The 18,020-nt window shown below is 67.0% G+C and carries 16 protein-coding genes; 3 read left to right on the top strand and 13 right to left on the bottom strand.

The window, feature by feature from the left end; all coding sequences use genetic code 11:
• Window positions 1–56 precede the first annotated feature (56 nt).
• Window positions 57–887, top strand: a complete 831-nt coding sequence (mazG, locus tag AC5JCN_RS10430) for a nucleoside triphosphate pyrophosphohydrolase (protein WP_495754985.1) — start codon at window positions 57–59, stop codon at window positions 885–887.
• 3 nt (window positions 888–890) lie between these two features.
• On the opposite strand, the gene hflX is transcribed toward mazG, so the two are convergent.
• The 8 genes from hflX to dusB all read right to left on the bottom strand — a co-directional run bounded on the left by hflX (window position 891) and on the right by dusB (window position 11,019).
• Complete coding sequence (gene hflX, locus AC5JCN_RS10425) at window positions 891–2,291, bottom strand: GTPase HflX (RefSeq protein WP_495754984.1); 1,401 nt, start codon at window positions 2,289–2,291, stop codon at window positions 891–893.
• A gap of 1 nt (window position 2,292) precedes the next feature.
• Window positions 2,293–2,553 (bottom strand): RNA chaperone Hfq, encoded by a 261-nt coding sequence (gene hfq, locus AC5JCN_RS10420; RefSeq protein ID WP_495754983.1) that lies wholly within the window; start codon window positions 2,551–2,553, stop codon window positions 2,293–2,295.
• 143 nt (window positions 2,554–2,696) lie between these two features.
• Window positions 2,697–3,572, bottom strand: coding sequence for a D-amino-acid transaminase (locus tag AC5JCN_RS10415; protein ID WP_495754982.1), 876 nt, complete (start codon window positions 3,570–3,572; stop codon window positions 2,697–2,699).
• 67 nt (window positions 3,573–3,639) lie between these two features.
• Window positions 3,640–5,007, bottom strand: a complete 1,368-nt coding sequence (ntrX, locus tag AC5JCN_RS10410; RefSeq protein WP_495754981.1) for a nitrogen assimilation response regulator NtrX — start codon at window positions 5,005–5,007, stop codon at window positions 3,640–3,642.
• Window positions 5,008–5,056: 49 nt separating this feature from the next.
• Window positions 5,057–7,303, bottom strand: coding sequence for a sensor histidine kinase NtrY-like (locus tag AC5JCN_RS10405; protein WP_495754980.1), 2,247 nt, complete (start codon window positions 7,301–7,303; stop codon window positions 5,057–5,059).
• A 131-nt stretch (window positions 7,304–7,434) separates the two neighbouring features.
• On the bottom strand, window positions 7,435–8,880 hold the full coding sequence (gene ntrC, locus AC5JCN_RS10400) for a nitrogen regulation protein NR(I) (protein WP_495754979.1): 1,446 nt from the start codon (window positions 8,878–8,880) through the stop codon (window positions 7,435–7,437).
• 10 nt (window positions 8,881–8,890) lie between these two features.
• On the bottom strand, window positions 8,891–10,033 hold the full coding sequence (locus AC5JCN_RS10395; protein WP_495754978.1) for a two-component system sensor histidine kinase NtrB: 1,143 nt from the start codon (window positions 10,031–10,033) through the stop codon (window positions 8,891–8,893).
• Window positions 10,030–11,019, bottom strand: coding sequence for a tRNA dihydrouridine synthase DusB (dusB, locus tag AC5JCN_RS10390; protein WP_495755037.1), 990 nt, complete (start codon window positions 11,017–11,019; stop codon window positions 10,030–10,032). The genes AC5JCN_RS10395 and dusB overlap by 4 nt, the downstream gene beginning before the upstream one ends.
• Window positions 11,020–11,196: 177 nt before the next feature.
• Between dusB and ispD the strand changes: the two genes are divergently transcribed.
• Both ispD and AC5JCN_RS10380 read left to right on the top strand, forming a co-directional pair.
• Window positions 11,197–12,429 carry a 2-C-methyl-D-erythritol 4-phosphate cytidylyltransferase gene (gene ispD, locus AC5JCN_RS10385; RefSeq protein WP_495754977.1) on the top strand — a complete coding sequence of 411 codons (1,233 nt, stop codon included), beginning with the start codon at window positions 11,197–11,199 and terminating at the stop codon, window positions 12,427–12,429.
• Window positions 12,430–12,452: 23 nt separating this feature from the next.
• The gene (locus tag AC5JCN_RS10380) at window positions 12,453–12,929 is read left to right on the top strand and encodes a CinA family protein (RefSeq protein ID WP_495755036.1); all 477 of its coding nucleotides are present in this window, start codon (window positions 12,453–12,455) and stop codon (window positions 12,927–12,929) included.
• Between the two features lie 16 nt (window positions 12,930–12,945).
• Here AC5JCN_RS10380 and AC5JCN_RS10375 read toward each other — a convergent pair whose 3' ends face one another.
• The 5 genes from AC5JCN_RS10375 to AC5JCN_RS10355 form a co-directional block, all read right to left on the bottom strand.
• The gene (locus AC5JCN_RS10375) at window positions 12,946–13,422 is read right to left on the bottom strand and encodes a type II toxin-antitoxin system RatA family toxin (protein WP_495754976.1); all 477 of its coding nucleotides are present in this window, start codon (window positions 13,420–13,422) and stop codon (window positions 12,946–12,948) included.
• A 6-nt stretch (window positions 13,423–13,428) separates the two neighbouring features.
• On the bottom strand, window positions 13,429–14,403 hold the full coding sequence (lipA, locus tag AC5JCN_RS10370) for a lipoyl synthase (protein ID WP_495754975.1): 975 nt from the start codon (window positions 14,401–14,403) through the stop codon (window positions 13,429–13,431).
• A 110-nt stretch (window positions 14,404–14,513) separates the two neighbouring features.
• A complete protein-coding gene (locus AC5JCN_RS10365) occupies window positions 14,514–14,795 on the bottom strand; it encodes a GlsB/YeaQ/YmgE family stress response membrane protein (protein WP_495754974.1) in 282 nt (93 codons plus the stop codon).
• A 28-nt stretch (window positions 14,796–14,823) separates the two neighbouring features.
• Complete coding sequence (lpdA, locus tag AC5JCN_RS10360; RefSeq protein ID WP_495754973.1) at window positions 14,824–16,260, bottom strand: dihydrolipoyl dehydrogenase; 1,437 nt, start codon at window positions 16,258–16,260, stop codon at window positions 14,824–14,826.
• 414 nt (window positions 16,261–16,674) lie between these two features.
• A partial coding sequence (locus AC5JCN_RS10355; protein WP_495754972.1) for a pyruvate dehydrogenase complex dihydrolipoamide acetyltransferase occupies window positions 16,675–18,020 on the bottom strand: 1,346 nt, incomplete at its 5' end.

The following is an 18,020-nucleotide window of genomic DNA, read 5'->3' as shown; positions in this document are numbered from 1 at the left end:
GTCTTGCGGGATCGCCCACACGGCCCTGCCACGGCCAGCCCGCACGAGAACAAGGCATGCCCTCCCCGTCTCGCGACATCGCGGACCTGATCGCCATCATGGCCGCCCTGCGCACGCCAGGGACGGGCTGTCCCTGGGATCTCGAGCAGGACTTCGCGTCCATCGCCCCCTACACGATCGAGGAAGCCTACGAGGTGGCCGATGCCATCATGCGCGGCGACCTCGTCGACCTGCGCGAGGAACTCGGCGACCTCCTCCTGCAGGTCGTCTTCCACGCCCGCATGGCGCAAGAGCAGAACCTCTTCGACTTCGGCGGCGTCGTGGAAGCCATCACGGCCAAGCTCATCCGGCGGCACCCGCACGTCTTCGGTGACGCCCGGGATCTCTCGCCCGCGGAGGTGAAGGCGCTGTGGGGGCAGATCAAGGCCGCGGAGAAGGACGAGCGCCGCCGGCGGCGTGTGGAAGCGGGTCTCCCTGACGACACGGAGGCCGGCGTCCTTGCTGGCGTCACTGAGGCGCTTCCCGCCCTGACAAGGGCGGTAAAGCTGCAGGCCAAGGCCGGCAAGGTCGGCTTCGACTGGAACGACCCCCGCGCCGTCCTCGCCAAGCTTCGCGAGGAGATCGACGAGATCGAGGAGGCGCTCGACGCCGGTGAGCAGAATGCCGTGCGCGAGGAGGTGGGCGACTTGCTCTTTGCCGTCGCGAACCTGGCCCGGCATCTCGAGGTCGATGCCGAGGATGCCCTGTCGCGCACCAACCGCAAGTTCACGAGGCGCTTCCGCCACATCGAGGAAGCGCTTGCAAAGCAAGGTAGAACGCCGGCCGAGGCCAGCCTTCCCGAGATGGAAGAGCTCTGGGTTGAGGCCAAGAGCCTGCCCAAGGACTGACGCTCAGCGCATCCGCCGCGCGCCGGGAAACCGGCGCAGCAGCCGCGGCTCCTTCTCCGGCAGGATGCGGGCAGCGACGAGAACCTGCCCGTCGTCGCCGTCGCGCCGCTCCAGAACCTCGGCCTCTGAATAGAGCCAGTGCAGCCCGGCTCCGTCCTCGGGCGCGACGCGCACGTTGAAGACGGGCCGCTCGGCCGCGAGCCTGGTCTCGACCGCGGCGAGGAGCGTTGCGATGCCCTCCCCTGTCACGGCTGACACGAGCACCGGCCGGGACTCCACGGGACGGTGCGCGGCCACCCCGCCCATGCGCTCGCGCTCCTCGGGCGCAAGCAGGTCGGCCTTGTTCCAGACCTCGATCAGCCGGCTGTGGTCGTCCGGGTCTACGCCGAGGTCACGCAGGATCGAGATGACGTCCGCCGACTGGGCCTCGGTGTCTCCGTGGGAGACGTCGCGCACATGCAGGATGACGTCGGCGGACACCACGTCTTCCAGCGTCGCGCGAAAGGCGGCGACCAGCATCGTCGGCAGGTCGGAGATGAAGCCGACAGTGTCGCTGAGGATCACCGGCGCACCGTGCGGCAGCTTAACCACGCGGGCGGTCGGGTCGAGCGTCGCGAAGAGAAGGTCTTGCGCCAGCACTTCCGCCGAGGTCAGGCGGTTGAAGAGCGTCGACTTGCCGGCATTGGTGTAGCCGACGAGCGCCACCACTGGGTAAGGCACCTTGCGCCGGCTCTCGCGGTGCAGGGAGCGCGTGCGCTTGACGCCCTCGAGTTCCTTCTCGATGCGCACCATCCGTTCCTGGATGACCCGCCTGTCTGCCTCGATCTGGGTCTCGCCCGGGCCACCCAGAAAGCCGAAGCCGCCGCGCTGGCGCTCGAGATGGGTCCAGGACCGCACCAGGCGGCTCTTCTGATAGGCGAGATGTGCGAGTTCGACCTGCAGCGAGCCCTCGCGCGTGCGGGCCCGCCGGCCGAAGATCTCGAGGATCAGTCCGGTTCGATCGATGACCTTGCAGCCCCACGCCTTTTCGAGGTTGCGCTGCTGCACGGGCGACAGCGCGCAGTCCATCATGACGAGGCCGATCCCGTCGGCCTTGATGCGGCCGGCGAGTTCCTCGACCTTGCCCTTGCCGAGATAGGTCGCAGGGCGAATGGCCGCCACGGGCACGACCAGACCTTCGGCAACGTCGAGATCGATGGCGGCAGCGAGACCGACGGCCTCCTCGATGCGGGCCTGCGGCTCACGCAAATTGGGCTTATCGTCTGCCGCGGCAGTCCGGCGCTTCGATGCGTAGGGTCCGACGACGAGCGCCCGCGTGTCGCGGGCGGCCATCTCTTCCGGTTCCGGCACGTGCCGGTCGAGGGTCTGGCTGTCGTCCTGTCCAGGGTGGTGGGGACGGGTCAAGTCACTCCTTCGCGGAGACGGCTCCGCTTTCGTCGGGCTCGAACAGCGACACCGGATGGCCCGGCATGATGGTCGAGATTGCGTGCTTGTAAACGAGCTGCGAATGCCCGTCCCGGCGCAGCAGCACGCAGAAATTATCGAACCAGGTCACAACGCCCTGAAGCTTGACCCCGTTCACGAGAAAGATCGTGAGAGGCGTCTTGTTCTTGCGGACATGATTGAGAAAGGTGTCCTGAAGGTTCTGGGTGCGCTCTGCGGCCATTGTCGTTGCCCCTGCCTCTGTTCTTGTCGTGGCGGCCTTTGTGACCGTCCACCTTTCGTTGTACCGGCGCCGCCAGACATTCCCTCCGTCACGCTGTCCGGGATTATTCCCCCGCCCACGGTGCAGCGTGGTCCAGCCCGCCTTCACCCATGAATAGCTGTGCTTGCGATCTCTGTCACGTCGTGCAGGCCGGCGCGCAGCGCCAGCGCTACAGGGCCGGGATGGCCGTCGCCGACCGGCGTTCCATCTATGGAAACGACGGGCATCACTAGCATCGTCGCCGAGCTGGTGAAGGCCTCTGCCGCGTTCTTCGCCTCTTCCACGGTGAACGCGCGCTCCTCGACCTTCAGGTTACGGCCCTTCAGCAGATCCATGATGCCGGTCCGCGTCACGCCGCGCAGGATCCGGTGGTCGGCCTGCCGGGTCACGAGAGAGCCGTCCTTCGTCACGATCCACGCATTGGTCGACGACCCCTCGGTCACGCAGCCTTTCGCGTCGACGAACCAGGCCTCCTTCGCACCGGCCTCCTTGGCGAGCTGCTTGGCCAGCACGTTCGGCAGGAGGCTCACGCTCTTGATGTCGACGCGGTCCCAGCGGTTTTCGGGGGTGGTGACGACGGCGATGCCCTTCGACGCCAGCGCCTCTGCCGCGACCCTGTCGTTAGAGCGGGCGGTGACGACGAGGGCCGGCTTCACGAGCCTGTCCGGGAATGCGTGGTCGCGGCGGGCAACGCCGCGTGTCACCTGCACGTAGACCATGCCCTCACGGACCCGGTTGCGGGCCACTGTCTCGCGCAGGATGGCGCCGAGCGCGAGCCGGCCGACCGGCCAGCCGATGCGCAGTTCCTTCAGCGAACGGTCCAGCCGGTCGAGATGGCGGGTCTCGTCCACCAGCCTGCCGCCCAGCACCTCGCACACCTCGTAGACGCCGTCGGCAAACTGGTAGCCACGATCCTCGACGTTCACAGACGCCTGCGACAGCGGAACATAGCGGCCATTGACATAGGCGATCCGGCTCATGGCTCCTCCGGAGCATTCTGGAGACTTCTCGGGCGAGGCCGGCGGCAACGCCGGCCGGCGTCCATGACTAGCCGATTCCGAGCGACTTGAGCTTGCGGTGGAGTGCCGAGCGTTCCATGCCGATGAACTCGGCCGTGCGCGAGATGTTGTTTCCGAACCGGCTGATCTGGGCGATCAGGTATTCCCGCTCGAAGATCTCACGCGCCTCGCGCAGGGCAAGCGACATCAGCCGCTCGCCGCCGAGACCGCTGGGGGTGGTGGGAACCAGCGCCCCGACCTCGGAGGGCAGCAGGTCCGCGGTGATCTCCGCCGCGGGATCGCCTTCGGCGAGGATCAGCAGGCGCTCGATGTTGTTGCGCAGCTGCCGGATGTTGCCGGGCCAGTCGTGCGACTGAAGCACCGCCAGCGCATCCTGCGCGATGGTGCGCTTGGGCAGGCCGGACGACGCCGAGATCTGCTCCATGAAATAGGTGATCAGTTCCGGAATGTCCTCGCGCCGCTCGGCCAGGCTGGGCACCCGAACGGGGACCACGTTCAGGCGATGCAGGAGGTCCTCACGGAATCGCCCGGCACCGATCTCGGCCGCGAGGTCTCGGGCCGTCGAGGAGATCACGCGGACGTCGACATGAACCCGGGTCGTCCCGCCGACACGCTGGAAGTTCTGGTCGACCAGCACGCGCAGGATCTTGCCCTGTGTCTCGCGCGGCATGTCCGCGACCTCGTCGAGGTAGAGCGTGCCGCCATGGGCTTCCTCCAGCGCGCCGACCTTGCGGGTACGGCCATCCGTCCCCTCCACGCCGAAGAGCTCGCTCTCCATCGTGTCCGGCGTGATCGTGGCCGCGTTGATGGCGACGAACGGCCCGTTGGCACGGCTGGAGAGCCCGTGGATGGTGCGCGCCGCGAGCTCCTTGCCGCTGCCTGGCGCACCGGAGATCATGATGCGCGCATTGGTGGTCGCGACGCGCTCGATCGTCTGCCGGAGCTGGTTGGTCGACTGCGAATGACCGACGATGCGGCTCGCCTGCACCGATTTCTGGCGAAGCTCCTTCACCTCGCGCTTGAGGCGCGAGGCCTCGAGCGCCCGCTCCGCCACCAGCACCAGCCGGTCGGCCTTGAACGGCTTCTCGATGAAATCGTAGGCGCCCCGCTTGATGGCCGACACGGCCGTCTCGATGTTGCCGTGGCCGGAGATCATGACCACGGGAAGGTCGGGATGCTGCTCCTTGACGATGTCGAGGATCTGCAGGCCGTCGAGGCGGCTGCCCTGGATCCAGATGTCCAGGAACACCAGCTGCGGTCGTCGCGACTCGATCGACGCCAATGCCTCGTCCGCATTTCCCGCAGTCCGCGATCGGTGGCCCTCGTCGTCGAGAATGCCGGCGACGAGATCGCGGATGTCCGCTTCGTCGTCAACGATCAGGATGTCCGCGCCCATCGCGTCCCCCTTTCTTGTCCGGTTCGAGTTGTGGGGAGAAGGCGTGTACTCACGGCGTCTTCTCCAGCGCGTCGGCGGTCTTGTCGGCTACCGGGGCGAGCACTGCGCCCTCTTCCGGCAGCCAGAGCCTGACGACCGCGCCGCGCGCGCCGTCCGGCCTGTCGAGGAGTTCGATGCCGCCCCCGTGCTCCTCGAGGATCTTCCCGACGATGGCCAGGCCGAGGCCCGTGCCGCCGTCGCGCGTGGTCATGTAGGGCTCCAGCAACCGGTTGCGGTGCTCCTTCGGGAAGCCCTTTCCATTGTCCATGATGGTGACCGCCACCTGTCCGCCCTGCGACGTCACGGCGACTTCGATCCGCCCCTCGCCGCGCTCTTCGGCGGGCACGGCGGAGATCGCCTCGGTGGCGTTCTTGATGATGTTGGTCACGGCCTGGGACAGCAGCCGCCGGTCGAAGCGAGCCATCACGGGACCATCCGGAAGCCGGTCCTCGATCGCCAGTTCGGGATTTCCCACCCGCATCAGGAACACGACCTGCCGGACCGTACCGGCGAGATCCTCGACCTCCGGCGTCGGCTTGGGCATGCGGGCGAAGGACGAGAACTCGTCCACCATCCGCTTGATGTCGTCGACCTGCCGCACGATCGTGTCCGTGCACTGGTCGAATATTTCGCGGTCTGTGGTGATCAGCTTGCCGTACTTGCGACGGATGCGCTCGGCGGAAAGCTGGATCGGCGTCAGCGGGTTCTTGATCTCGTGGGCGATGCGGCGCGCCACGTCGGCCCAGGCGGCGGTGCGCTGGGCGGTGACGAGGTCCGTGATGTCGTCCAGCGTGATGATCGCGCCGGCCTCGCCGTCCTCGCCGTGCTCCTGCGCGACCCGGACCATCAGCATGCGGTCGAGCCCGCCACGCTGGATCGCGATGTGGCTCGCGGGCAGGCGCGGCCTCTCGCCCAGGGCTTCCGCGACGATGGGGGTGAGTTCGGGCACGGCCTCGATGACCGGCTTGCCCATCAGCCTGTCCTTGCCGGAATGCAGCAGGCGCTCGGCCGACGGGTTGACGACGGTGATCAGTCCTCTCCCGTCGATGCTGATGACGCCGGCGGACACGCCCGACAGGACGGCCTCCGTGAAGCGGCGGCGCCGGTCGATGAGATCGCGGGCGGCGGTGAGCCTGTCGTGCTGCAGGCGAAGCTCGGCCGTCATCTTGTTGAAGGTCTCGGCGAGATGGCCGAGATCGCCTTCGGTTCGGCGCGAGGGGACCTGCACGTAGAAGTTGCCCGACGCGACCTGGTCCGTCGCATTGATCAGCCTGCGCACGGGAGCCACGAGGTAGTTGGCGAAGTTCAGCCCGATCCACGTCGCCGACAGAAGCAGGATGATGGAAATCATGGCGTAGAGCGTCGCGAACTCGATCTGCAGCTCGCGCTTGCGCTCGGAGACGCCCTCATAGGTGACCCGCGCCTGTTCCGCCGCAGCCGGGAACTCCAGCGCCTTCGGATCGATGGCGCGCGCCACGACGAGGTAGGCGTCCTCGAAGGCCGGCACCTTGAGCACGCCGCGGAACACGTTGCCCGTCTGCGGGATGAGGCACCACGCTTCCAGGTCTGCAGCCGCCGCGATGTCTTCCTTGCTGACGGGCGGTAGCCCCTCCATCGGCTTCACCTCGATCCGCTCGATGACGGTGAGGTCTGCCTTGATGAGCATCGCCACGGGGAAGCCGAGGAACACCGCACGCGAGCGCATGAAGTCACGGAAAAAGTCGCGGTTCTGCTCCAGGGCCGGACGGGCCCGGCTGATGTCGGCCGCCATCAGGTTGATCTCGCGGCCGATCGTGCGGCACTGCAGCTCCTGGTAGGCGCGTGCCACGTCTGTCGACGTCGTCAGGAAGCCGCGGATGTAGAAGCTGAACTGGTTGTCGAGGCCGCGCTCTACGAGCATCCAGCCCACCGCCGCCATCATGACGAGCACGATCGGCGCGGTGGCCACCAGCGCGAACAGTCCGACGATCCGTGCGTGGAGCGCAGAGGCTGCAAGGCCTGCCCGGCGGGCCCTGAACAGCGAAAGAGCTTGGCCCCCGACGACCCACAGGAGCAGGGCGATCGGAACGCCGTTGATCAGGTAGAGATGCGTCTCCGTAACCGGAAGAGCGAGTACGCCGATCAGGATGAGAAAAGTCGCCAGCGCGGCCGACAGCGCGAGCACCAGCGCGAACAGGCCGAGCACCGTCCAGAACCGCCTGCCCTCGCGAGAGCCTGCGGCCGACGGTTCGTTGGGTTCGGGAAGGGCTAGGCTCACGCCGGGATGCATCGTCCTGCGTCGGTCACGGTGGAGAGACACGCCGGGAGTGTGATGCGGCCCGGCAACAGTGTTGCACCATGATTACGCAAAGGCGGCAAGAGTGGGGCGCACGATCCCCCACCCAGGCCTCAGCGGGCAGAGCGGATCACCTGGATGTCGAGGTCCCGGATCTTCTTGCGCAGGGTGTTCCGGTTGAGGCCCAGCAGTTCCGCCGCCTTGATCTGGTTGCCGCGAGTTGCGGCCAGCGCGGCGCCGATCAGCGGCTCCTCGATGTCGCGCAGCACGCGGTGGTAGAGACCCGGCGGGGGCAGCTCCCCCTTGAAGTCGTTGAAGTACTGGTTCAGGTGGCGTTCCACCGAGCCGCTGAGCGTTTCGTCCCCGGAAACCTCGTTACGCGCTGCGCCATTGCCGGAGACGGCCGGCTCGGCCAGTTCGGCGTCGATGAGGGCGGCCGTGATCGTTTCCTGTGGATAAAGGGCTGCCAGGCGGCGAATCAGGTTCTCGAGTTCGCGGACGTTGCCGGGCCACCGGTACTTGCGCATCCGGTCGAGCGCCGCAGAGTCCAGCTGCTTTCGGGGCAGCCCCTCCTTCTCCACGAGGTTGAAGAAGTGCCGCGCGAGATCCGAGATGTCCTCGGTGCGCTCGCGCAGAGGCGGCAGGCGCAGCGGCACGACGTTGAGGCGGAAGAAGAGGTCCTCGCGGAACAATCCCTGCTGGATGGAGATCCGCAGGTCCTTATTGGTGGCGGCGACGATGCGGACATTGGTGCGAATGGGCGTTCGCCCGCCGACCGTCGTATACTCGCCTTGCTGCAGGACGCGCAGGAGCCTCGTCTGTGCCTCCATCGGCATGTCGCCGATCTCGTCGAGGAAAAGCGTCCCGCCCTCCGCCTGCTCGAAGCGGCCGGAGGCGCGCTGAAGTGCGCCGGTGAAGGCACCCTTCTCGTGGCCGAACAGCTCGCTCTCGATCAGGTCGCGCGGGATGGCCGCCATGTTGACGGCGACGAAGGGGCCCTTCCGGCGCTTGCCGTAATCGTGCAGGGCCCGCGCGACGAGTTCCTTGCCGGTGCCGGACTCGCCGGTGATCATCACCGTCAGGTCGGTCTGCATCAGGCGGGCAAGAGCCCGGTAGATCTCCTGCATGGCCGGGGAGCGGCCGACCAGCGGTATCTCCTCCGGCTGTTCGACTTCGGCCGCGGCGGGTGCGGTCGGCCGCGACAGCGCCCGTGCCACGATGGCCATCAGCTCCTTCAGGTCGAAGGGCTTGGGCAGGTACTCGTAGGCGCCACGCTCGGAGGCCTTGATGGCCGTCATGAACGTGTTCTGCGCGCTCATGACGATGATCGGCAAGTCAGGGCGAAGCTTCTTGATCCGCGGCAGGACGTCAAAGGCATTCTCGTCCGGCATCACCACGTCGGTGACGACAAGATCACCCTCGCCGGCGGCCACCCAGCGCCACAGGGCCGAGGCGGTTCCAGTCGAACGCACCTCGTATCCCGCCCTTGCCAGGGCCTGGTTGAGGACCGTCCTGATTGCCGCGTCGTCGTCCGCTACGAGAATGGTACCGCTCGGCATGTGTTCCCCATCAAAGGTCGGCGGCGCGTCCATCCCGCGAGATGTGCATCGGCATCAGCACGCGAAACGTCGTCCGTCGCGGCAGGGACTCGCACTCCACGACCCCGCCGTGATCGCCCACAATCTTGGCAACCAGTGCAAGTCCGAGGCCACTGCCCGATTGCTTGGTCGTCACGAACGGGTCGAACAGGTGCCGGACGAGATCGTCAGGCACGCCGGGGCCGTTGTCTCGCACACAGAACTCGAGCGGCAGGCTGACGCGCTCCCGGCTGCCCGGGATGGTCAGCCGCACGCCGGGCCTGAAAGCGGTGGTCAGCTCGATCTCCCCGTCGAGGGCATCGTGGCCGATAGCTTCGGCCGCATTTTTCACGAGGTTCAGGAACACCTGGATCAGCTGGTCGCGGTTGCCGAGCACCGGCGGCAGCGAAGGATCGTAGGTTTCCACAAGACGAATGTGACGGGCGAAGCCCGAGGCAGCGAGCCGCTTCACGTGCTCCAGCACCGCATGGATGTTCACCGGCTCGCGCTCGAGCGGCCGCCCGTCGGCGAAGTCCTCGAACCGGTCAACGAGCTTCACGATGCGGTCTGTCTCCTCGCAGATGAGGCGGGTCAGGCTGCGATCAGCGTCGTTGACGGAGGTTTCGAGCAATTGCGCAGCTCCGCGAATGCCCGAAAGGGGGTTTTTGATTTCGTGCGCCAGCATCGAGCCGAGCGCGCTGACGGACCTGGCCGCGCCGCGGTGGGTGAGTTGCCTGTCTATTTTTTCGGCAATTGTCCGTTCCTGCAGCAGAAGTACCACGCGTGCATCGCCTTCGCCGGCCGGAGCCACGAAAACGTCCACCACCCGGTCGCCGCCGATGCGCGGCGTGCCAACGTCCACGCGGTACTCGTTCATGCTGCCGCCCCGCCGGCGGGCTTCGTCGACGAGCGCCACGACGGGCGACCCGAAGGGCAGGAGCTCTTCGAGCTTGTTGCGCAGGATCAAAGAGCGGCTCGTCTCGAAAAAGGCCTCGGCGGCCGAGTTCGCCTCAACGATCCTGTTCACCTCGTCGACGAGGAGCACGGGAAGCGGGAGAGCGTTGACAATCGCGTCCCCCTGCCCTCCTGCCGACGGAGCCGGCTTCGACGGGAAGCCGTCGCGATGGACGTTCATGCGGCGTCCTCCAGTTCGGCGAGATCGAACAGGGCGTGGAGCGTGGCGACCACAATGGAAGGATCGTCGCTGGTGACGAGCCTGAGCCTGAGGGCCGGATCGGCCCGGCCACCCTCGCGGGCGAAATCGTCTGAATAGGCGGCAAGGTGCTTGCGCGCGTGGCGCAAGCCGACCTCGCGCCCGAACGCGGTCAGCAGGTAGTCATAATGCTCGAGCGCCGCGAGAAGGCGGTCGCGGAAGGCTGGGGCCGGTGCCGGCTCGCCATGAAGGCCGCGCGCGATCATGCCGGCCAGCCAGGGCCGTCCCAGTGTGGCGCGCCCCAGCATCACGCCGTCGCAGCCGGACTCGGCCAGCATGCGCTTCGCGGTCGCAAGGCCGGCGCAGTCGCCGTTGACGACCACCGGGATGCCGACCGCTTCCTTGACGCGCGCGACGGCCGCCCAGTCCGCCTCGCCCTTGTAGAACTGGCAGCGCGTGCGTCCGTGAACCGTGACGAGCCTTGCCCCGGAGGCCTCGGCGCGCCGGGCGAGTTCAGGAGCGTTCAGGCTCGCATCGTCCCAGCCGAGACGCATCTTCACCGTCACAGGGCGAGTGGTGGCGGACACGGTGGCCTCGATCAGCGCCGTCGCGTGTTCGAGGTCGCGCATCAGAGCTGACCCGGCGAGGCCACCCGTCACCTTCTTGGCGGGGCAACCCATGTTGATGTCGATGACGTCGGCTCCGGACGCTTCTGCAACCTTCGCGGCCTCCGCCATCCAGCCGGCCTGGCATCCGGCGAGCTGCACGATGTGGGGTGCGATCCCGTCCCCCTCAGCCCGCAGTCTTGCCTCGGCGGAGCCCCTGACCAACTCGTCCGACGCGACCATCTCCGACACGACGGCAGAAGCGCCGTAGCGCATCGCGATCCTTCGGAACCCGGCGTCGGTGACGCCCGACATTGGGGCGAGCAAAACGCGGCCGGCAAGCTCGACCGGTCCGATCGACAGCCCTCGGGGGGTGGACTTCGATATCTGCATCAATTTTGGGCACTACCGCTGACTGCCTGCATCCTAATCACGTTTTGTGCGCTGCAACAAGAGTTGATAGTGCCGCGTCCTGCCTGGTGAGGGCGGTCGTTCCGCCTGCCGTTTGACCGGCAGCGGCTCTTGCGCCACTCCTGACACATGACTTCAGCGCTTTCTGATCCGTCGGGCCGTGCAGGCGGTCCTGTCGTTGCAGCACTCGTGGTGGCCGGAGGAAGCGGCGAGCGGGCCGGCGCCGGCCTGCCCAAGCAATACCGGTTCCTCGCCGGCGAACGGGTGCTGCGTAGAGCACTTCGGCTCTTCACCGTCCATCCCGATATCGCAAGGGTGATCTGCGCGATCCGCAAACAGGATGAGGACCTCTATCAAGAGTGCGCCAGCGGTCTCAGCGGCAAGCTCGCCGGTCCCGTGGCCGGCGGTACGACGCGCCAATCCTCCGTGCTGGCCGGGCTGGAAGCGCTCGCGGCCAATGACACGCGGCCAGACATCGTCCTGGTGCACGATGCTGCCCGGCCGTTCGCAAGCCCCGAGCTGATCGATCGCGCCATCGCAGCCGCCCTGCGCCATGGGGCAGCGGTGCCGGGTATACCCCTGGTCGACACGGTGAAGCGCATCGACGCGGACGGCCGCATCGTGGACACCCCTCCCCGTTCCGCGTTGCGCGCGGTGCAGACGCCCCAAGCCTTCCGCTTCCCGGCTCTGCTGGATGCACATCGGCGCGCCCTTGCGGAACGCTTGGAGGGTCTGACCGACGATGGGGCCGTGCTGGAATGGGCGGGGCATGCCGTCCACGTCTTCGAGGGCGAAGCCGGCAATCTGAAACTGACCACAGCGGAGGACTTCTTGGCTGCCCAGGACCGCCTCATTCCCAGCCTCGAGCCGCGCGTCGGCTCCGGCTACGACGTGCACGCCTTCGACCCCGCGCGCGAGGGGCCGGTGATGCTCGGCGGCATCGCCGTGCCGCACGCAGTGGGCATCAAGGCTCATTCGGACGGAGATGTTGTGCTGCACGCCCTTACCGACGCGATCCTCGGCGTGCTCGCCGACGGCGATATCGGAGTGCACTTCCCGCCGTCCGATCCGCAGTGGGCGGGCGCGTCCTCAGACCGCTTCGTCACGTTTGCGATCGAAAGGCTGCGCGCCCGCGGCGGCCGTTTGGCCAATGTCGACGTGACGCTCGTCTGCGAGGCGCCGCGCGTCGGGCCGCACCGGGACGCCATGCGGTTGCGGCTTGCCGAGCTCTGCGGCATTGCCGCCGGCCGTATCGGACTGAAAGCGACGACGTCGGAAAAGATGGGCTTCACCGGTCGGCGGGAGGGGCTTGCGGCCCACGTCGTCGTGTCGGCCCTGATGCCGTCGGGAGACGAGGGATGAGCTTCCTGGACATCGGCCATGACATGGAATCGCGGGTCGCCGAGCTGCTGGCGCACCTGAGGACGCTCGGGCTGAGGGCAGCGACGGCGGAGTCCTGTACGGGAGGGCTCGTGGCGGCAGCGCTGACGGCGATCCCCGGTTCGTCCGACGTGGTCGACCGGGGCTTCGTCACCTACTCGAATGCCGCCAAGACGGAGATGCTCGGCGTCCCCGCCGATCTGATCGCCACGCACGGTGCGGTCAGCGAGCCGGTCGCCCGCGCCATGGCCGAGGGAGCAGTGTCGCATTCGGACGCCGACGTCGCCGTTGCCATCACGGGCATCGCCGGACCCGGGGGCGGAAGCGACGCCAAGCCCGTTGGACTGGTCCATTTCGCGGCGGCGCGCCGTGGCGGCGGCACCGTGCATCTCGAACGGCGCTATGGCGACCTCGGCCGCTCCGGCATCCGTGCCGCCGCTGTTCGCGACGCTCTCGAGCTGATCGAAAAAGCCGCGCGCTGACGCACCGGGGACGCGCTCAGGCCGTCGCCGCCGGGCGTGGTGCGACGCCGTACACCCGGTCTGCCCGCTGCTCGAAGGCCTCCGCGAACTTGCGGAACGCCTTGTCGAACATCGCACCCATCAGCAGGCCCAACATGCGGCTGCGGAACTCGTACGTGATGTAGAACTCAATCATGCAACCGTCAGGGTCTTCTCCGAATGTCCACCTGTTCTCGAGGTGGCGGAACGGCCCGTCGATGTATTCCACGAGGATCTTCAGCTTGGGCCGGTCCAGCGTGACACGGCTGGTGAATGTCTCGCGAATGGCCTTGTAGCCCACCGTCATGTCCGCCACGAGCAGCTCGGTCCCCTCGGTCGGGCCGGGGCCACGCTTGCGCACCTTCAAGTCCTCGCAAAGCGGCAGGAACTGCGGGTACTGCTCGACGTCGGCGACAAGGTCGAACATGTCGGCGGGCGAATGTCTCACCCGCCGTGTGGAGCGGAAGGATGGCATGGTTTCTCAGCGCCCGAGGCGGGCGATCCTGGCGGCCCTGAGCCGCGCGAAGTCCTCGCCGGCATGGTGCGACGAGCGCGTCAGAGGCGAGGCGGAGACGAGCAGGAAGCCCTTCGTCATCGCCACCGTCTCGTAGCCCTTGAACTCGTCGGGCGGAACGAAGCGGATGACCGGATGATGCTTCTTGGTCGGCTGCAGGTATTGACCGATGGTCAGGAAGTCCACCTCCGCGGAGCGCAGGTCGTCCATCAGCTGGAGCACCTCGTTCCGCTCCTCGCCGAGCCCGACCATGATGCCGGACTTGGTGAAGATGGTGGCGTCCAGCTCCTTGACCCGCTGCAGGAGGCGGATCGAGTGGAAGTAGCGGGCGCCTGGACGAACCTTCAGGTACTTGGACGGCACCGTTTCGAGATTGTGGTTGAACACGTCGGGCCGCGCCTCGACGACGATCTCCAGCGCGCCGTCCTTGCGCAGGAAGTCGGGCGTCAGCACCTCGATCGTCGTGCCCGGGCTCTTTGCCCGGATCGCCCGGATCACTTGGGCAAAGTGCCCTGCCCCGCCGTCGGCGAGGTCGTCGCGGTCGACCGAGGTGATCACGACGTGGGTGAGGCCGAGCTTGGCGACCGCATCTGCGACCGCCTCCGGCTCATCCGGGTCGAGCGGCTGCGGCATGCCGGTGCGCACATTGCAGAACGCGCAGGCGCGCGTGCACGTGTCGCCCATGATCATGAAGGTGGCGTGCTTCTTCTCCCAGCACTCGCCAATATTCGGGCAGCCGGCCTCCTCGCACACCGTGACAAGGCCGTTCTCGCGGACGATGCGGTTTGTCTCGGCCCATTGCGGTGAGCCCGGTGCCTTGACGCGGATCCAGTCCGGCTTGCGGGCGACGGGCTGGTCAGGCTTGTGCTCCTTCTCGGGATGGCGGGGACGCTCCAGCGTGCGCCGTGGATCCCTGCCGAGCGTGTCCAGAAGGACTGCCATGCCAAACTCCTGTCGCGGCCCGCATTCGGGACGCCGTTGACGGTCCACCTAGTCCTTCAAACCCACGGCGGCAAGGGCGACCGGTTGCCTCCCCCGCGGGGCGGCTATGCTCAAGCCGGCCTGCCCCTCACCTTCCGCCACAGCCATAGCACGATGACAGCACCCGCAATGGCGGCGACCAGCGTCCGGAAGAAGCCGAAGACGGGGATGTTCAGCACTTCGGCCAGCTTTCCGCCGACGAACGCGCCGGCGATGCCGACGAGGAGGTTGGTGAGCAGGCCGTGGTCGGATTCCGTAATCCGTTCCGCGATCCAACCGGCGAGCAAGCCTATGACCAACATGGAAAAGAAGCCGACGCCGGGCTGGCCGAGCGCCGCATAGGTCTGGTCCATCCGATTGCCCCTGTCTTCGTCCGGCCGATCAGGTGTGGATCACCCGCCCATACGCGTCGAGCACGCTTTCGTGCATCATCTCCGAAAGGGTCGGGTGCGGGAAGACCGTATGCATCAGGTCCTCCTCCGTCGTCTCCAGGTTCATGGCGACGACGTAGCCCTGGATGAGCTCGGTGACCTCCGCACCGACCATGTGCGCGCCGAGGAGCTTGCCGGTCTTCGCGTCGAAGACGGTTTTTACGAGCCCGTCCGGTTCGCCCAGCGCAATCGCCTTGCCGTTGGCGACGAAGGGGAAGCGGCCGACTTTGACCGTGTAGCCGGCTTCCTTGGCCTTGGCCTCGGTGAGGCCGACGGAGGCGACCTGCGGGTTGCAGTAGGTGCAGCCCGGGATTTTCAGCTTGTCCATCGGGTGGACATGCATTCCCTTGATGGCCTCGATGCAGATGACGCCCTCGTGCTCGGCCTTGTGCGCCAGCATGGGCGGGCCGGCGACATCGCCGATCGCGTATATGCCGGCAACGTTGGTGCGGCCCATCCCGTCGGTCTTGATGGTGCCACGCTCCATGGCGACGCCGAGCGCTTCCAGGCCGAGACCTTCGACGTTGCCGACCACGCCCACGGCCGAGATCAGCCTCTCGGCAGAGAGCGTCTGCACGCCCTTGCCATCATCGACCGTGGCGGTGACGCCGTTTGCGCCCTTCTCGACCTTGGTCACCTTGGCGCCGGTGAGAATCTTGATGCCCTGCTTCTCGAAGCGTTTGCGCGCGATGCCGGCGATCTCGGCGTCCTCCACCGGCAGGATCTGCGGCAGGAGCTCGATGACCGTCACCTCCGCGCCCATGGTGCGGTAGAACGAGGCGAACTCGATACCGATCGCGCCCGACCCCATCACGATCAGTGACTTCGGCATGACCGGCGGCACCATCGCCTCGAAATACGTCCAGATCAGCTTGCCGTCGGGCTCGATGCCGGGCAGCGCCCGGGGACGCGCGCCCGTGGAGACCACGATGTGCTTCGCTTTGTAGGTGCCCTCGCCGAGCACTCCCTTCGGGGCAGGGTGAGCCGGCTGCATGGCGGGCTTGGTCGGCTTGCCAACCTTGACCTCGCCAATTTTCGTGATCGTCGCCTCGCCCCAGATGACGTCGATCTTGTTCTTCTTCATGAGGAACCCGACGCCGCCATTGAGCTGGCCCGAGACGCCCCGCGAGCGCTTCACCACCGCCCCGATATCGAAGCCGACATTCTGGGTCGAAAGGCCATAGGCCTGCGGATGCTGGAAATAGTGGTAGACCTCGGCCGAGCGGAGCAGCGCCTTGGTGGGGATGCAGCCCCAGTTCAGGCAGATGCCGCCCAGATGCTCGCGCTCCACCACAGCCGTCCGGAAGCCAAGCTGGGCCGAGCGGATCGCCGCCACATATCCGCCCGGGCCTCCGCCGATGATGATGACGTCGTAGCTGTCGGCCATGGCTGCCCCTCGAGCTGTTGCGGAGGCCGCGGACTTAGCCTTCGCTGTTTGCGGAATGCCGATTGGAGTTTTCGAAGATAAGCCTCTACTCGAAGCTACTTGTTCGGTAAGGATCCGAGCTCTGCTACGCGGCCCTCCAGAACCGCGAGCCGCTCTTCAAAATCTCCGAGGAGAAACTTTGACAGAACCGTTTCGTGGGTAATGGCATTCCGGATCGACTTTTGCCCGCCTTCGAGCCGATCGAGACGCTCTCTCACGGAACTGAATTCAGACCGCATTTCCTCACGCATCTCTTGCAACATTGGAATGAGCATGTCTCTGGGCTCCGACATCTGAAATCCCCGTCCATGACTGAAATGAAGGAAGCAATGCCCTTCAGATCGGCCGTGACCGGGGCCAAGTCAACGCCTGGATCTAGACGAGCATCCCCATCGGATTCTCGATCAGCTGCCTGAAGGCGCCGATCAGTTCCGCGCCCAGAGCACCGTCCACCGCCCGGTGGTCCGTCGACATCGTTGCCGTCATGACCGTCGCCACTGCCGGCTGGCCGTTCTTGACAACGACGCGTTGCTCGCCCGCCCCGACAGCGAGGATCGAGGAGTGCGGGGGGTTGATCACGGCCGAGAAGCTCTTGATGCCGAACATGCCGAGGTTCGAAACGGCTGACGTGCCGCCCTGGTACTCCTCGGGCTTCAGCTTCCGGGCCTTGGCCCGTGCCGCGTAGTCCTTCATCTCGTTGGAGATGACGCTCAGCGTCTTGGTGTCGGCCTTTCGCACCACCGGGGTGATCAGCCCGCCTGGAATGGACACGGCCACGCCGATGTCGGCATGCCTGTGCTTGAGCATGGCCGTCTCCGTCCAGGTGACGTTGGCCTCCGGCACACGGACGAGGGCGAGAGCCAGCGCCTTGATGACGAAATCGTTGACCGAGACCTTGAAGGCCGGCTTGCCGTCCTTGTCCTTCGAGGCCGACGCGTTGATCTGCTCGCGGATGGCGAGAAGCGCGTCCAGCTCACAGTCCACAGACAGGTAGAAGTGCGGAATGGTCTGCTTCGCTTCCAGCAGGCGCCGGGCAATGACCTTCCGCATATTGTCGTGCGGCACCTCTTCAAAGCTGCCTGGCTCGAACAGCCGCCTCACGGCGTCGTCGGACGCAGGCATGGCCAGCGGGGCCGGTGCCGGGGCTGCCGCGGGAGCCTTTGCCGCGGGCGGTGTGGCCACAGCGGCCGGAGCCGCCGCAGGACGTCCGGTGCCGCCATCCTGCGCCGCGCGCACGTCGCGCTCCACGATGCGGCCGTGCGGGCCGGAGCCCTTGAGCGAACCGATGTCGAGGCCGGCCTCACGGGCGATGCGGCGCGCCAGCGGCGAGGCGAAAACGCGGTCGCCAGAGGGCGCGGCCGGCATGGCTTCGGCCACCTTGTCGGCTGGGGCAGGAGAAGCCGCTGCGACAGCGGCGGCAGCGATCGCGTCCGGCTTGCCGGCTGCGGCCTGCGACTGCGGCGCGGCCGCCGCCTGAGCCGCCGAGGGCGGAGCCGCAGCAGTGACCATATCCGCCGCGTTCTGGGGAGACTTGGCGCCCGGCGCCGCGGTGCCTCCCGAGGACGCAACCGAGGTGGGGTCCTCCCCCTCGCCGGCGATGAGCGCGATCAGCTGGTTGACCGGCACGTCCGACGTGCCTTCGGGCACGACGATCTTCGCCAGCACACCCTCGTCGACGGCCTCGACCTCCATCGTCGCCTTGTCGGTCTCGATCTCGGCGA

The sequence above is a fragment of the Alsobacter sp. genome (assembly GCF_059501845.1).
The sequence above is the reverse complement of the archived record's forward strand: the minus strand, read 5'-3'. Positions and strand labels throughout refer to the sequence as shown.

Coding starts and splice junctions, on each gene's coding strand:
- AC5JCN_RS10375 (WP_495754976.1), bottom strand. CDS start 13,422: ATGCCATCCTTCCGCTCCACACGGCGGGTGAGACATTCGCCCGCCGAC.
- hfq (WP_495754983.1), bottom strand. CDS start 2,553: ATGGCCGCAGAGCGCACCCAGAACCTTCAGGACACCTTTCTCAATCAT.
- ntrX (WP_495754981.1), bottom strand. CDS start 5,007: ATGGGCGCGGACATCCTGATCGTTGACGACGAAGCGGACATCCGCGAT.
- lipA (WP_495754975.1), bottom strand. CDS start 14,403: ATGGCAGTCCTTCTGGACACGCTCGGCAGGGATCCACGGCGCACGCTG.
- ispD (WP_495754977.1), top strand. CDS start 11,197: ATGACTTCAGCGCTTTCTGATCCGTCGGGCCGTGCAGGCGGTCCTGTC.
- mazG (WP_495754985.1), top strand. CDS start 57: ATGCCCTCCCCGTCTCGCGACATCGCGGACCTGATCGCCATCATGGCC.
- AC5JCN_RS10365 (WP_495754974.1), bottom strand. CDS start 14,795: ATGGACCAGACCTATGCGGCGCTCGGCCAGCCCGGCGTCGGCTTCTTT.
- AC5JCN_RS10395 (WP_495754978.1), bottom strand. CDS start 10,033: ATGAACGTCCATCGCGACGGCTTCCCGTCGAAGCCGGCTCCGTCGGCA.
- AC5JCN_RS10380 (WP_495755036.1), top strand. CDS start 12,453: ATGGAATCGCGGGTCGCCGAGCTGCTGGCGCACCTGAGGACGCTCGGG.
- lpdA (WP_495754973.1), bottom strand. CDS start 16,260: ATGGCCGACAGCTACGACGTCATCATCATCGGCGGAGGCCCGGGCGGA.
- AC5JCN_RS10415 (WP_495754982.1), bottom strand. CDS start 3,572: ATGAGCCGGATCGCCTATGTCAATGGCCGCTATGTTCCGCTGTCGCAG.
- ntrC (WP_495754979.1), bottom strand. CDS start 8,880: ATGCCGAGCGGTACCATTCTCGTAGCGGACGACGACGCGGCAATCAGG.